The organism is Nocardia sp. NPDC003979 (assembly GCF_053605015.1).
The window spans coordinates 51,731-67,011 of the sequence record NZ_JBSGIJ010000008.1 but is presented as its reverse complement, the minus strand read 5'-3'; the positions used below and the strand labels follow the sequence as shown (position 1 = coordinate 67,011).

The 15,281-nt window shown below is 67.9% G+C and carries 11 protein-coding genes; 4 read left to right on the top strand and 7 right to left on the bottom strand.

Annotation, left to right across the window (positions count from 1 at the left end; all coding sequences use genetic code 11):
• Window positions 1-2: 2 nt before the first annotated feature.
• Window positions 3-1,835, top strand: a complete 1,833-nt coding sequence (gene glmS / locus ACWEVR_RS18540; protein WP_452467942.1) for a glutamine--fructose-6-phosphate transaminase (isomerizing) — start codon at window positions 3-5, stop codon at window positions 1,833-1,835.
• Between the two features lies 1 nt (window position 1,836).
• On the opposite strand, the gene ACWEVR_RS18535 is transcribed toward glmS, so the two are convergent.
• On the bottom strand, window positions 1,837-2,646 hold the full coding sequence (locus tag ACWEVR_RS18535) for an ABC transporter permease (RefSeq protein ID WP_452467941.1): 810 nt from the start codon (window positions 2,644-2,646) through the stop codon (window positions 1,837-1,839).
• Entirely contained in the window at window positions 2,643-3,575 is a 933-nt protein-coding gene (locus ACWEVR_RS18530; protein ID WP_452467940.1) for an ATP-binding cassette domain-containing protein, read from the bottom strand. The genes ACWEVR_RS18535 and ACWEVR_RS18530 overlap by 4 nt, the downstream gene beginning before the upstream one ends.
• A gap of 141 nt (window positions 3,576-3,716) precedes the next feature.
• On the opposite strand from ACWEVR_RS18530, the gene ACWEVR_RS18525 reads away from it, so the two are divergent.
• A complete protein-coding gene (locus tag ACWEVR_RS18525; RefSeq protein ID WP_452467939.1) occupies window positions 3,717-4,355 on the top strand; it encodes a PadR family transcriptional regulator in 639 nt (212 codons plus the stop codon).
• 70 nt (window positions 4,356-4,425) lie between these two features.
• Window positions 4,426-4,821 (top strand): RidA family protein, encoded by a 396-nt coding sequence (locus ACWEVR_RS18520; RefSeq protein ID WP_067642604.1) that lies wholly within the window; start codon window positions 4,426-4,428, stop codon window positions 4,819-4,821.
• Window positions 4,822-4,824: 3 nt separating this feature from the next.
• Here the strand turns inward: ACWEVR_RS18520 and ACWEVR_RS18515 are convergent, their stop codons facing one another.
• Together ACWEVR_RS18515 and ACWEVR_RS18510 are read right to left on the bottom strand one after the other, a co-directional pair.
• Entirely contained in the window at window positions 4,825-5,292 is a 468-nt protein-coding gene (locus ACWEVR_RS18515) for a hypothetical protein (protein ID WP_452467938.1), read from the bottom strand.
• Window positions 5,289-5,678 carry a hypothetical protein gene (locus ACWEVR_RS18510; protein ID WP_452467937.1) on the bottom strand — a complete coding sequence of 130 codons (390 nt, stop codon included), beginning with the start codon at window positions 5,676-5,678 and terminating at the stop codon, window positions 5,289-5,291. Before ACWEVR_RS18510 ends, ACWEVR_RS18515 begins: the two co-directional genes overlap by 4 nt.
• Before the next feature lie 231 nt (window positions 5,679-5,909).
• On the opposite strand from ACWEVR_RS18510, the gene ACWEVR_RS18505 reads away from it, so the two are divergent.
• On the top strand, window positions 5,910-6,182 hold the full coding sequence (locus tag ACWEVR_RS18505; RefSeq protein WP_181697801.1) for a hypothetical protein: 273 nt from the start codon (window positions 5,910-5,912) through the stop codon (window positions 6,180-6,182).
• Here ACWEVR_RS18505 and ACWEVR_RS18500 read toward each other — a convergent pair.
• The 3 genes from ACWEVR_RS18500 to ACWEVR_RS18490 all read right to left on the bottom strand — a co-directional run bounded on the left by ACWEVR_RS18500 (window position 6,179) and on the right by ACWEVR_RS18490 (window position 15,020).
• Window positions 6,179-8,179, bottom strand: coding sequence for a hypothetical protein (locus ACWEVR_RS18500; protein WP_452467936.1), 2,001 nt, complete (start codon window positions 8,177-8,179; stop codon window positions 6,179-6,181). The two genes, ACWEVR_RS18505 and ACWEVR_RS18500, sit on opposite strands and share 4 nt — an antisense overlap.
• A 12-nt stretch (window positions 8,180-8,191) precedes the next feature.
• The gene (locus ACWEVR_RS18495) at window positions 8,192-9,232 is read right to left on the bottom strand and encodes an ATP-grasp domain-containing protein (protein WP_225280910.1); all 1,041 of its coding nucleotides are present in this window, start codon (window positions 9,230-9,232) and stop codon (window positions 8,192-8,194) included.
• Between the two features lie 331 nt (window positions 9,233-9,563).
• Window positions 9,564-15,020, bottom strand: coding sequence for an ATP-binding protein (locus ACWEVR_RS18490; protein WP_452467935.1), 5,457 nt, complete (start codon window positions 15,018-15,020; stop codon window positions 9,564-9,566).
• Window positions 15,021-15,281: the final 261 nt, after the last annotated feature.

The window sequence follows — 15,281 nt, the reverse complement described above, 5'->3', positions numbered from 1 at the left end:
GCATGTGTGGAATCGTCGGGTACGTCGGGCATCGGCAAGCGGTTCCGGTGCTGCTGGAAGGGTTGCATCGACTCGAGTACCGGGGCTACGACTCGGCGGGTCTTGCACTGCCGTACCGGGGCAAATTGCGGGTTCGCAAGACACAGGGCCGGGTGCAGGATCTGCGCGACAAGGGCGATACCGCCACACTGCCCGGCAATGTCGGCATCGCGCACACCCGATGGGCCACCCACGGCGAGCCGAGTGACGCCAACGCCCACCCGCACACCGACACCAGCGGCCGAATCGCGGTGGTACACAACGGCATCGTCGAGAACGCCGAACAGCTGCGGTCCGAGCTCACCACGCTCGGTGTGGAGCTGGTCTCCGATACCGACACCGAGGCCATCGCGCATCTGATCGCGGCCGAGCTCGACGTCACCGACTCCCTCGAGGCCGCCGTGCGCGCCGCGCTGCACCGCGTGCAGGGCACCTACGGGCTGCTGGTGCTCGACGCGCGCCGGCCCGACGAGCTGGTCGTTGCCCGCAACGGCAGCCCGATCGTGCTCGGTGTCGGCGACGGCGAGATGTTCATCGCCTCCGATGTCGCCGCCCTGGTGCACCACACCCAGCGGGTGGTGTTCCTCGACGACGGCGAGATCGCCACCCTGCGCGCCGACGGATTCCGCACCAGCACCCTCGGCGCCGAACCCGAGCAGACCGACAAGGTACCGACCACCATCGACATGGCCGCCGAGGACTACGCGCTCGGCGGCTACCCCGACTTCATGCGCAAGGAGATCGCCGAGCAGAGCGAGGCCGTGCGCCGGGCCCTGCGCGGCCGCCTCGACGACCGCTTCGCCACCGCGCGCCTGGGCGGTCTGAACATGGACGCCCGCGAACTGCGCGGCATCAGCAAGGTGGTGTTCCTCGGCTGCGGGTCGGCCTATTACGCAGGTCAGCTCGGTGCGCAACTGGTGGAGGAGCTCGCCCGCATCCCCGCCACGGCGGAACCGGCCTCGGAGTTCCGCTACCGCAATCCGGTCGTCGACCCCGACGCGCTGTACGTGGCGATCAGCCAATCCGGGGAAACCCTCGACACCCTGGCCGCGGTGCAGGAACTGCAGCGCAAGGGTGGCCGGGTGATCGGTGCGGTGAACGCGGTGGGCAGCGCGATCGCCCGCCAGTGCGGTGCCGGTGTGTTCCTGCACGCGGGCCCCGAGATCTCGGTCGCCTCGACCAAGGCGCTGACGAATATGACGGTGTCGTTCACCATGCTGGCCCTGCTGCTCGGGCGGGTGCGTGACCTCTCGGCCGCCGACGGGCAGCGCATCGTCGACGGGCTTCGCGCCGTGCCCGACGCCATCGACCAGCTGATCGGTGACGAAGCGGCCATCGCCGAGATCGCCCAGCGCTACGCCAAGGCGCGCAGCATGTTCTTCATCGGCCGGGTGCGTGCCTGGCCGGTGGCCCGCGAGGGCGCGCAGAAGCTGAAGGAAGTCAGCTACGTGCACGCCGAGGCGTATCAGGCCTCCGAACTCAAGCACGGCCCGCTCGCCCTGATCGACCCGGAGATGCCGAGTGTGGTGATCGTCCCCGACGACGAACTGCTGGCCAAGAACATCAACACGATCGAGCAGATCAAGGCCCGCGGTGGCCCGGTCATCGCCGTCACCAACGCGGACCTGCCCGCGAGCATCGCCGACGACGTGATCCGGGTGCCGAAGGTCGCCCCGGAACTCGACCCGATGTTGCTCACCATCCCGCTGCAACTGCTGGCCTATCACTGCGCCCTCGCCCTCGGCCGCGACGTGGACAAGCCACGCAACCTGGCCAAGAGCGTCACCGTCGAATAGGTCAGCGGCTCAGGTCGCGGAACCGCCGCACCGCGAGCGGGAAGAACACCGCGATCAACGCCACCGGCCACGCCACCGCCAGCAGTTCCGCATGGTGGGCAGCCCAGGAGTCGCCCGCGGCGACCGGGTTGCCGAACAGGCCACGCACGGCGGTGGCCGTGGCCGACATCGGGTTCCATTCGATGACCGCGCCCAGCCAGGACGGCATCGACTCGGGTGAGGCGATGGCGTTGGACAGGAAGCTCAGCGGCCAGATCAGCAGCTGCACGGTCTGCACCAGCTCCGGTTTGCCCGCGACCATCGCCAGATAGATCCCGATCCACAGCATCGCGAAACGCAACAGCAGCAACAGCGCGACGCCGGCCAGGAACGCGGCGGGTCCGTCGTGCCAGCGCCAGCCGATGGCGTACCCGGCCGCGATCATCACGGCCAGGCCGAGCACCGACGACAGCATGTCGGCGACGCTGCGCCCGACCAGCACCGCCGCCGAGTTCATCGGCATCGAACGGAAGCGGTCGATCACGCCCTTGCCGAGGTCCTGGGTCACCGCGACCATGGTGGCGTCGAGGCCGAAAACCATTGTCATGGTGAGCATTCCGGGGACCAGGTAGTCGGTGAAGTCGCCGTCGATGCCGCGTCCGCCGCCGATCAGGTAGCCGAACATCAGCAGCATCATCACCGGGAACACCAGGCCGACGCCCACCTGGACGGGTTGGCGCGCCCAGTGCGCGAGTTCGCGCCGGGTCATGGTCCAGGAGTCGGCCAGCGCCGCGCTCAGTGTCGAAGCCGGGTGGGTGTGAGTCACGCTCATGCCGCGTTCTCCTTGGTCAGGTGCAGGAACACTTCGTCGAGGGTGGGGCGGCGGATCGCGATGTCTTCGGCGTCGATGCCGTTGTCGCTCAATGCCCGGACGGTTTCGGTGAGAGCGACGATCCGGTCGCCGACGGTGGCGCTGACCATCCGGCGGTCCTCATCGATCACCGGATCGCCGGGCATGAGCGCGGCCGCGCGGGTCAGGTGGGCCGGGTCGCGCAGCACCACGTCGATGCGGTCGCCGCCGGTGTCGGCCTTCAGTTCGTCGGCCGTGCCGTCGGCGATGACCCTGCCGTGGTCGATCACCGAGATGTGGTCGGCCAGCTGATCGGCTTCCTCGAGGTACTGGGTGGTGAGCAGGACGGTGGTGCCGCCGTCGACCAGGGAGCGCACCGAGTTCCACACCTCGGTGCGCCCGCGCGGGTCGAGCCCGGTCGTCGGCTCGTCCAGGAACAGCACCCGCGGCGCGGAGATGAGCGAGGCGGCCAGGTCGAGCCGGCGTCGCATGCCGCCGCTGTACTGTTTGACCGCCTTCTTGCCGGTGTCGGCCAGCCCGAAACGGGCCAGCAGTTCCTGCGCGCGTGCGCTCGCACCGCGTGCGCCCAACCGGTAGAGCCGACCGAACATCTCGAGGTTCTGGCGGCCGCTGAGTTCCTCGTCGACGGCGGCGTGCTGGCCGAGCAATCCGATGCGGGCGCGGACCTCGTCGGACCGGGTGCGCACGTCGAGACCGGCCACCTCCACCCGGCCCTCGTCGGGGCGAAGCAGCGTGGCGAGGATGCGCACGGCGGTGGTCTTGCCCGCGCCGTTCGGGCCGAGTACGGCGTGCACGGTGCCCGTGCGCACAGCCAGGTCGAGTCCGTCGAGCGCCTGTTTCGCGCCGTACTTCTTGCGCAGGCCCTCGACGACTATCTCGTGGTCGCTCACTTCACCCTCCATTAATCAAACTTGACTAGATCGGCCAACGTACGCGCGTATGCTCGATTAGTCAAACTTGATTACTGACTCGAGTAGTCAAACTTGATCCGCTGCTACCTTTGGTTGCCATCACGCGGAAGGGAGACGGCCATGTCAGCGATCCGGCTGCTGGTTCTCGGCGCGGTCCGTCAGCACGGGCGCGCACACGGCTACCAGGTGCGCAACGACCTGGAGTTCTGGGGCGCCCACGAATGGTCCAACGCCAAACCCGGGTCGATCTACCACGCGCTCAAGCAGTCGGCCAAGCAGGGACTCCTGCTCGCCCACGAAGTCGCGCCGAGCACCGTCGGCGGACCTCCGCGCGTCGAGTACGAGCTGACCGAGGCGGGCACCGAGGAATACTTCACCCTGCTGCGCGAGGCCCTCACCTCCTACGACCAGAAGGTGGACATGCTCTCGGCGGGCATCGGATTCATGGTCGACCTCCCCCGCGACGAGGTGATGACCCTGCTCGAACAGCGCATCGGCAAGCTCGAGCAGTGGCGCACCTCGGTCACCGAGTACTACACCCCGGAGCAGGGACCGGGGCAGCTCGGGCACATCGGCGAGATCATGCACATGTGGGTCGACTCGGCCGACAGCGAAGCGAGGTGGACGCGCGGCCTCATCGAGCGCATCGCCGACGGCGCGTACGTGTTCGCCGGTGAGGGCGAGCCCTTCGTGGGCGTTCTCGCCGACGACGAGCCCAACCCGTTCGGTACCGGACCCCACCCCTTGGACGCACGCTAGCGGTTGTCACACTGTCCGGCGGTGCGTCGTCTCCCCTGTGCCGGCCATTCGCGCACACAGGAGAGACGCCATGCCTTTGGATATCAGCAACCCAGCCGACCTGCACGATCCCACCGGATTCGGCTACAGCCATGTCGCGAAGGTGAGCGGTGAGCTCGTGCTGATCGCGGGTCAGTACGACTCGGACGCACAGGGACACACCACCACCGACGACTTCGCCGGACAGGTCGAGCGGGCCTTCGCCAACCTCGGAACCGCGCTGCGCTCAGCGGGTCTCGACTACAGCGACGTCGCTCAGCTGCGCACGTTCATCGTCGAGCACGACCTCGACAAGCTGACCGTGCTCGGCGAGAAGATCGCGCAGATCTGGGGTGAGCGACCACCCACCCAGACGCTGCTCGGCGTCGCCGCGCTCGCCCTGCCCGGAATGCTGTTCGAGGTGGACGCGCTCGCGGTGCGCGGTTGAGGGTCAGCGGGCGGCGACCGGAACGGTCCAGCTGGTCCGGTCGACGACGCGCAGGGCATGGTCGAGTTCGAAGACCTGGACGAGGGTTTCGGCGAGACCGAGATCGTCGTCGGCCAGGCCGTACAGGGACAGCAGAAAACACGGCTGCCCCGCGACCGGCTCGACCACGACGGGACAGCCCGAGAGCAGCATGAGGACGGTGGCCAGGTCCTCGGCCTGGTCACCGCAGCCGCAACCGGCCGCGGCCGCCTCGACCAGGTCGCCGGGGCACCGGACGGCATCGTCGAGGGTGATGCCGTCCCAGTGGTTTCGTGGACCGAACACGGCGCGATCGCTGTGGCTGGTCCAGTGCTGCCTGGCGCGTGCGAGAAGCTGGGCGAGCCGCGTCCCGCACCGGTCCCGGTCGAGAACCTCGACGAACAACCGGCACCGATGGCACTCGACGACGCCGACCCGCTCTGCCGCCGTCATGGCGCACCTCGCACGGCGACGCCGGTCATTCCCAGCCGGGGACGCAGGCCGGTGGACATCGGAATTCGCACGGTCGAGGTCCCGGGCGCCGGATGTGGGGTGCGACGACTCCACGCCGTGGCGAGCAGCCACACTCCGGTGACCAGGGTTGCCGCCACCGCCAGGACCGCCACGACCACCGAGGCTGTGACGGCGGTGCCGACCTGCGGCCCACCGGCCCGATACACCAGCACGGCCGCGACGACCGGCCCTGCCATGGCGCCACCCGCGGCGAGCAACACCATCGCCCCGGTGACCAGTTCCGTCACCCGCAACGGCCGCCGCGCACGCACCCGAACCGCGCGATGGCTTCCCCTCAGCGAACCCTTCTCTGCCCCGACCACCATGTCGACAACCCCATTTCATCCTGAGCATCAGCACATTCGAACAGGGAATTGCACGATATAACGCGGAGTAACTTCCGAACGAAAATGAAATAGAAGAGATGCCGAGATCAGATCAGCAACCGATCAGCGACACGCCGATCCCGGCGACGAGCGCGCCGTCACGGTTCACAGCCCTGGGCATGATGTCGGCGGCGCAGTGCCCGCCGACGCCCCTCCCGCTACGCTCGGGGAATGCCAGGACCCCAGGTGCCGCCGCCGCGCAACGGTGCGGGACTGCTCTCGTTGGTCCTCGGCATCTTCGCGTGCGGATTCTCCGTGATCCCGTTCGCGAGTGAGTTTCTCGCGGTGCCCGCCGCCGTGATCGCGGTCGGCGCGGCGTTCGTCGGGTGGGACCGGATCGAACGCGGGATCGCGACAAATCGCGCCGACACCATCGCCGGCGGCATTCTGGGCGCGCTCGCACTCGGCGTGGCCACGCTGGTCTACCTCGCGACACACAGTTAATCCTGTTCGGCCACACCATCTTCCGGTGGCAGGCGGTCCGCACCCCAACTGCGCCGGATGTAGCCGGTGACCCGATCCAATTCCGCGCGGTCCACGGCTGCCGATTCCCCGGGCTCGAGCGGGTCGAAATGGAAGATGTAGAGCCGTGAGGCGAACTGCTCGAAGGGCAGTGACGCTTCGCCGAAGCGTTCGCCGTGCCCGGCGGTGCCGACGACTACTCCGTCGCCCCAGTCCTGGCCGCTGTCGTTGTTGGGGTTGTAGAAGTAGACGCGCATCTTGCCCTGCGGGTCGAGGCTCACGCGCAGGACGGTGATCGCGTGCCAGCCGACGAAGCGGGCAGCGCTGTCGGTGACCGCGATACCGGCGGGCTGCGGGTGGATCACCGGCTGATTGCCGTTGTAGAAGGGGTGATAGCTCGCGTAGAAGTGGCGCTGGAAATCGTCGAGATCGACGAGATTGCCGGTGGCGACATCGACATTGATGCGGAAACCCCGTCCGGACCACCAGCCGTGGAATTCGGGGTTGATCCAGCGGTGCGGGTCGCCCTCACGGCCGGCGCACCGGCGGCCCATTTCGGCGTAGATGCGGTCCAGATGGGGCACGACCAGCAGTGATACCGGGTCGAGGTCGTGGTGCAGCAGCGCGTTCGCCTGGTCGCCGTGCTCGCGTGAGGACAACGGCTGACCTTCGAAGTGCATGACGATCTCGTCGTCGCGCGCGGCCCACACCACCGATTGCAGCAGGTAGTCGGGGTCGTTGTAGGCCCACATCGACAGGGCCCGCGCCGACTGGCAGGTGGGGTTGTCGCCCTGGCCGATGCCGAGCGGCTGACCGAGCACCGACAGCACCCCGGCGAGCAACCGCGCGCGCGGGTCGGGCACGGCGCCGAACACCTGCGTCAACCGCTGCTGTGAATGCGGTGACAGGCGCAGCGACAGTTGCCGCCACAGCGCGGGCGCCACCGGCGGCTGATAGAGGATGCCGCGTTCGAGCAACAACGCCAAACCGTAGACACACTGCGCTGTTTCGACGAACACGGCTTGCTCGATCAGGGTGCGGACGAGTTCGTGGTAGCAGAGCAGGCTGTCGCGACCGGTGCTCGACAAGCCCATCGCCTCACCGAGCAGATACTCACCCTTGCCGAGCAGAAAGCGCAGCAGCACAGCATGATACGGCGATACCAGGCCGGTGTCGTGCATGGAACGCGCGAAACCTGTCGCCTCGTACTGCAGGGCGCTGTCGTCCATGGATTCGAGGCGGGCGCGGTAGATCTCGACGCCGGGATCCTCCCGGCACCCCTCGGTGGTGCCGTAGAGACTGCTGATGAGCCGGTCGGCGCCGAGTCCACTTGCGCCGAGATCGACATCGGGATTGGCTCTGGCCACGGCGATCTGGGTGATCATCCGCTTCACCGCGTCCACCTGGATGGGCCGCTGTCGCAGAATGCGCCAGATCTCGTCCACGAGATTCTCGAGCACCTTCTCGTACCCGACCTCGGCGACCAGGTAGTGCAGCAGCTCGCGCGACACCTGCGCCATCCGCCCCTGCTGCTCCCGCTCGGCCTCGGTGGGCGGCGAGAACAGCAGCGACAGATTCACCGCGAGCACCTGCGACAGGTGCTCGGTGGCCGCCGCGGCCGAGATGAGCGAATGCTCGTAATCACCCTTGGCCACGGCGAGCAACCGCAGGTCGCTCACCGCCTCCACCACAACGGTGTCGGCATTGGCACTGCGCAGCGAACCGGTGCTCAGCGCCGGAATGAGAATCTGCGGCTGCGCCCAATCGGTGCCGAGGAACAGGCCTGCCGCCTCGAGGCGCTGCGCTCGCTCGCGCACCGCCGCACACCCGCCTGGCACCAGCAGTACCCGGCGCAGCGCGTCGAGCACTCGCGGCAGCTTCACCTGCCTGCCGAATTCGCCGGTGTCGTGCAGGGCACCGGTGGCGTGGTCGAGGGTGGCGAGACGCTTGTCGAGCGTCGCCTGGTCGCTTGGACTCAATCGCCGATCCGATCAGATGTAGAAGTCGAGCTCTTCTTGTCGCTTCAGCAGATCCCGCAGAGTGTACGGATCGTCACCGAAGAAGTAGAGCAGGCCCCAATGGTTGCCGAAAGCTGTTCGCTTGGTGACTTTCTCGGCCAACGGCTCGGTGAGCTCGTGGGACTCGAAATAGTCGTGGTCCTCGGTCTCCGGTGGAATCGACAGCTGGCTGACCACCCGCCTGCGCGGGTACACCCCGAAGCATCCGGCGTGCCCGGTGGCGTCGACGACTTCCTTCGGGAAGAAGGCGTCGATCTCCTCGTCGGTGGTCTTCGGGTCGAAGGCCAGCACCAGCGCGTGATAGGCGTTGAAACCGTAGGTGCGTTCGAGCAGTTCGAACACCTTGAAACCCGGTGGCCGGTAGGCGACCTCGCCGAAGTACATCTCACCGTCACTGGTGACGAAGTACTCGGGATGGATGAAGCCGAACTCGATGTCGAAGGTCTTGATGAGCTTTTCGACCTGACGGGTGATCTCCGGCCGATACTTCTCCAGTTCAGGAGTGGCCGGAACGAACACCGAATAGCCGAGGGTGACGTATTCGGAGATGTTGAGAAAGCAGATACGGCCCTTGTGTACCCAGGCCTCCACCGCGAACTCCCAGCCGTCGAGATGCGATTCCATCAGCATGGGGAACTCGTCGTCGGGGATGGTGTCGATCTCGTCGGGCGTGCGGATCACGCGGTGACCGAGGCAGCCGGCCTTGTCGAAGGCCTTGAGGTGGATCGGGTCGTTCGGGTCACCGTCGAGCTTGAGCAGGGTCTGGTTGACCCGCTTGAGGAAACGGGCCACGTCGTCACGGTCGTGCGCCTCCTCGAAGATGCCGACCCGGATGCCGCCGAGCTGGGCGCGCCGCTTCATCAGCGACTTGTCGCGCAGCAACATGGCCTGACCGAGCAGGCGCGGATTGTCGAGCAACACGGAATTGATCGCGCCCGCCCATTCGACGGTTTCCTCGAAGATCGGGATGGCGACGTCGACGCCCAGATCCTTCAGCGTTTCCGCGATCTCCATCGAACGATCGTTGAGACGTTCGAAATCCCATGGAATATAGGGAATGTTGTGTTCTGTGCAATAATCTTGCGCCCATGCGGGGGCTACCACGATGTAGCGCCGATCGAAACGATCGACAGCCGCTACGGCGTTCAAACTCCAGCCCAAAAGGGCAATGTAACCTTTGTTCGGATTTCGACTCTGGGATTCGTCAGCGGAAATCGACAAACCATATCCCTTCTCGATCGACAGCCGACAGGCTGCCAACCGAGAATTACCCAGTTCGGGCGAGCGGAATCATGACGAAGCTGTGACCGGCCGCCCGAGCAGGGCGGCCGGTCACCGAAATCGCCTAGCCCAGGCGGGTTTCGATCGCTTCGATGATGCGCGGGCGCAGGTCGGCGACGCTGACGATCGCGTCGACCGAGCCGACCTCCACCGCGCGCTGGATGTTGTGCACGCGGTCGAATTCGGCGGCCACATCGCCCAGCTTCTCCGCGCGCACCGACGACCGCAGTTCGTCGAGTTCGGCGGCCAGGGTCGCCCGGTCGGTGCCCGAGGCGTTGGCCACGCGCGCCTCCAGTTCGCCGATCCGGGGATCGGCGGCGGTGCGGGCGTTGACCTCACCGGCGAACACCACGGCGGCGGCGGGTGCGCCACCGAGCACCGAGGCGAACGAACCTTCCAGGGCGAGCACGGTCATGTTCGGGTTCAGCGCCTTCGAGAAGACGACGAACGCACCGCCGTGGTAGCGCGAGATCACACAGAACACGATGGGACCGTCGAAATTGACGATGGCGCGGCCGATTTCGGCACCGTACTCGAGCTGCAGCTTGCGCATCGATTCCGGCGAACCGTCGAAGCCCGACAGGTTCGCCAGCACGACCAACGGACGGTTACCACTGGCCGCGTTGATGGCGCGGGCGGCCTTCTTCGACGAGCGCGGGAACAGGGTGCCCGCGGTGTAGGTGTCGGGACCGTCGGTCGGCACCAGGCCGCGACGCGGCACATTGCGCGACTCGATACCCAGCAGGCACACCGGGATTCCGCCGAGGTGCGCGTCCTGCACCACGGCGGTCTCGGCGTCGGCCATTCCCGCCCAGCGTTCCAGCACCGGGTGGTCCTGGTCGGCCAGCGCGCGCATCACCGTGCGAATGTCGAAGGGCTTCTTGCGATCCGGGTTCGCGGCCGCCGAGAAGATCTCGCCGACGGTGGCGAAGGTGCTGTCGGCCAGCGTGTGCGGGAAGCTGGAGATGTCCCGGTCGACGGGGTCGGTGCTGGTGGCCCGGCGCGGTGCGGACTCACCGGGGACGACGTAGGTGTGCTCGTAGTGCGACATCAGCACATCGCGCGCCGCACCGAGGTTCGGCGCCCAGTACTGCGCCTGACCGTTGGGGCCCATCACCCGGTCGTAACCGCCGATGCCGAAGTTGTCCTCGGCCGACACGCCACCGGAGAAGTCCAGAGACTGCTTGCCGGTGAGCACCATCGCCGAATCCGGCGTCATCACCAGCACACCCTTGGTGTGCATGAGCATGGTGGCCTCGGCGTTCCAGTACGGCTGGGCGCCGACATTGATGCCCGCGACGACGATATTGATCTCGCCGCCGTCCTGGGTGAATTCGACGATCCGCTTGAGCGCGGCCGCGACCCAGTCCATGTTCTCGGTGCCCGAGGACATCGAGATACGGGCACCCGAGGACAGGGCGTACCACTCCAGTGGCACACGCATCTGCTCGGCCAGATCCAGTGCGGCGATCACCCGGCGGCACTCCGGCTCCGAAAGGGCACCAAGGGATTTCGTCGGGTCACCGAGCAGCAGCACGCGGGTGACACCCTCGGGGTGACGCGCGGTCGGCGTGGTGACCACACCGGCCACGAGCGCCGCCTTGTTGTGGCCCTTCGGCCGGTCGACGGGGACGAGCGCGTGGTTCTCGTCGAGGTCGTACTCGGTGAATTCGCCGAGCAGCCCGGTCAATTCGTAGGGGTAGACCGTGTTGCGGGCCGCCGCGCGCAGCACCTTCTGGCGGTACTCGTCGAGCGGTTCGACAGCTTCGTCGGTGCGCTCACCGACCGTCACCTCGGTGCCGCCGGTGGCGTCGAAGGAGATCCGCACAACGATCTTGTTCAGCTCGCCGGTCTGCGGATCGCGCTGGCGGGCGATGAGCAGGATCTCCTCGAGACCGACACCCGCCGCCGACGGCAGCACGTGACCACCGATGGTCTCGAGTTCCGCCCGGGTGACATCCATCGGCGGCCAGATGTACATCACGATGCGGTTGGTGTTGAGCCGCTTGGCCGACGGGCGCCGCGACTGGGCCCGGCGGATCGAATCGACACAGGTGGCGATGGCGCTCTCGGCCGTCGGCAGCGCGACCAGCCTGCCGTCCTGCTCACGCAGCGCCGCCAGGTCACGCACCTGGGCGAAGGCGATCAGGCGATCGTCGGAGGGGTTCTCCTTGGCCACGGCACGGAACAGGTAGACCTCTTCGTCCGAGGACGACAGGCGGGTGAGGTCGAACTTGCGCAACCGCTCCATCTGCATGCGCTGCGCGATGTAGGGGTGCAGGCCACGGATGAGCCGCTCCTCGGCCATGCCGGTGACCGAGGGACGGAAAGTGAAGTGGTGGTGCATGACCGAGCCGCCGCTGCCCGCGACGGTGGCGGTGATGCGGTGCACCTGGTTCGGCTGCGGGTGCGCGCCGAGCACTTCCTGCAGGGCAACGGCCATGGCGTCGAAGTCCTCGGGCTGGTCCTCCCAGCTGAGGTAGATGTCGGCGTCGATGGACACCGCGCCGCGGGCCAGCTCGGCCAGCCCGTCCAGGGCGGTACCGAGCGCGGCGAAGCTCACCGCGGTGGAGACCAGGCTCGACCCGGCGCGTTCGGCGACGACGAAGGTGGTCGAACCGACCTGCTCGGTGCGAACCCCGGTGATGCCCTTGTTGCCGTAGTAGCGGCGGGTGAGCACCTCGAGCATGGCGGTGTGGTCGCCCTTGCCGCGCTGCAACCGCTGGCCGAGCAGGCGGACGAGCGGTTCGGTGCTGCGCACCATCTCCGCGATCCGCTCGGTGCGGTCGGAGGCCTGCGGGTTGGCGTCGAGGTAGCTCAGGTGCCTGCGGACATTGGTGTAGACGCGGGCGCGGTTGCGGCGCAGCAGCGGCTGGCCGTACCAGGCGTACACCAGGCCGCGGGCCAGGTCGGCGACCACGGGGAAACGGACCTGGGTGGCGGCGACGAGCCGTTCGAGGGCAAGACCCACCGGTTCGCGCAGCACCTGATCGGGCATGGGTTCGGTGAGCCATTCGCGCAGCAGGGTGGTGATCACCGCGCCGGTCTCGGCGGGCCGCTGCTGGGCCAGGAAGATCCGGAAGACGGCGGCCTCGAGATCGGGCGTGCGGTCCAGTTCGGTGATGCCGTAGTGGCCGAGCGCGGCCGACAGCTTGGCCTGGTAGGACTCGGGCAGCCCGGCCCGCTCCACGTCGAGGCTTTGCAGGTAGGTGTGGAAGTACTCGCGGGCGCTGTGCACGTGGCTGTGGGCGCCGTCGTCGTCGGCCGGGCGGTTGTGGCTCAGTTCGGCGAGGTCGGCGAAGACCTGCACCAGTTCGAGTTCCTCGCCGAGCGGGCGGATGTTGTCGGCGACGGTTTCCTTGCGCGCGATGACGTAGTCGTCGAGTACGCGACTGTTGTCGTGCGGGTCGACGTCGAAGCCGAGCAGCAGGCTGCGCAGGTCCTGCAGGCCACGCGACATCCGCTCGTGCGGGCTCCGCGGGGTCGGCTCGGCGGGCAGGTCGAGGACGACCGTGCCGGTGGCGGCGGTGTCCTCGGCGTCGTCGTCGGCCAGCGGTTCCAGGCGCAGCAGCGGCGCGCCCGTCTCCACCTGGGTGCCGACCGAGACCGCGCATTCCTTGAGGCGGGCGCGGAACGGCGCGCGCAGCACGGTTTCCATCTTCATCGACTCGAGCACGAGCACCGGCGCACCGGCCTCGACCTCGGCGCCGACTTCCAGCGGGGTGCCGACGACCAGCGCGGGCGCGGGCGAACGGACCACGCCGCCCTCGTCGCGGCTGATGCGGTGGGTGATGCCGTCGACATCGACCACGTGGGTGGGGCCGTGGGTGCCGGTGATCAGGCGGTACCGGGTGCCGTTGACGACGATCTGGCCGGTGTGGCGATCGAAACGATCGAGATCGACATCGGCGGTGCGCAAATCGGCACCGGCCTCGATGCCGACGCGGAAACGGTGCGCGCCGATGCGCGCCACCCGCACGCGGTAGCTCGCGCCGCGCAGTTTCAGGTCGAGCGGACGACCGCTCTGATGCTGCACCTGCGGACGGCCACCCGACGCGGTGGACAGCAGCCGGTGCTGTTCGGCGCGTTCGTCTTCCTCGTAGGCGTCGATCGCGGCGACGGCAAGGGCGACGGTGGAGTGGCGGTGGGTGACCAGGCGGCCCTCGCCGCGCACGCGGTCGATCCAGCCGGTGTCGGCGCTGGCGTCGATCACCTCGGGCTGGTCGAGCAGGTCGAGTACGAAGCTCTTGTTGGTGGCACCACCCTCGATGACGACGCGGGTCTCGGCCATGGCCCGGCGCAACCGGCCGAGCGCCTCGTCGCGGTCGCGGCCGTAGGCGATGATCTTGGCGATCATCGAGTCGAAGTCGGCGGGGATGGTGTCGCCCTCGCTCACACCGGTGTCGACGCGGATACCGGGGCCCGCGGGCAGGTCGAGGCGGACGATGCGGCCGGGGGCGGGCGCGAAGTCGCGATCCGGGTCCTCGGCGTTGAGGCGGGCCTCGATGGCGTGGCCGCGCTCGGCGGGCGCTGTGCCCTCGAGCTTGATGCCGGAGGCGACGCGGATCTGGGCATGCACGAGGTCGAAACCGGTGGTGATCTCGGTGATCGGGTGCTCGACCTGGAGTCGGGTGTTGACCTCGAGGAAGGCGAACAGCTGATCGCCGGGGTGGTAGAGGAATTCGACGGTGGCCGCGCCGCAGTAGCCGACGGCGATCGCGAGCCGCTCGGCCGAGGCCTTCAGGTCGGCGGTCTGCTCGGCGCTCAGCACCGGCGACGCCGATTCCTCGATGACCTTCTGGTTGCGTCGCTGCACCGAGCAGTCGCGCACACCGAGCGCCCACGCGCTGCCCTGACCGTCGGCGATCACCTGGACCTCGACGTGGCGGGCACCGGTGACCAGGCGCTCGAGGAACACGACACCGCTGCCGAAGGCGCGGGCGGCTTCCTGCTTGGTGCGCTCGTAGGCGTCGACGAGTTCGGCTTCGTTGGTGATGACGCGGATACCGCGCCCACCACCACCGGCGGTGGCCTTCAGCATCAGCGGGTAGCCGATGCGGCCAGCGGCCTCGATGGCGTCGTCGATGGTGTCGACCGGGCCGCGGCTCCACGGCGCCACCGGGACGCCGACTTCCTCGGCGATCAGCTTGGCGCCGATCTTGTCGCCCAGCTTGCGCATGGCGTCGGCACTCGGGCCGATGAAGGTGACACCGATGTGCTCGCACAGCTCGGCGAAGGCGGGGTCCTCGGCGACGAAGCCCCAGCCGACCCAGGCGGCGTCGGCCTTGGTGGCGACCAGTGCCTTCTCGAGCGCCTTGAGGTCGAGGTACGGGCGGGCCGAGGCGGGCCCGAGGTCGTAGGCGATGTCGGCCTCGCGCACGAAGGTCGCGGTGCGGTCGACGTCGGTGTGCAGGGCCACCGTTTCGATCGGTAGTCCTGTCGCCGCCGCCAGATCACGCACGGCATGGATGAGGCGCATAGCGGCCTCTCCCCTATTCACGATGGCGATACGGCTGAACACTCGCCGACTCCTTCCACAATTCTCCAAGGACCTGGCCCGGACGGGTGAGGTTGCGAAACTCGCGATTGCTGGCAGTCTGCCTTCTTCTGCCACGTATGTGTACCGCGAGGCAGGGTTACCCGCACGTATCGTTGTCCGAAGCGGCAGTACGCGTCTGGCGATACAGTCGTATATCGCCGTGTCATGGAGATGATTACGGATGGCGAGCCGATTTCGTTCGAGCCCGAACGCACGTCAGCGCCGCGCACCCGGATCGGGCGG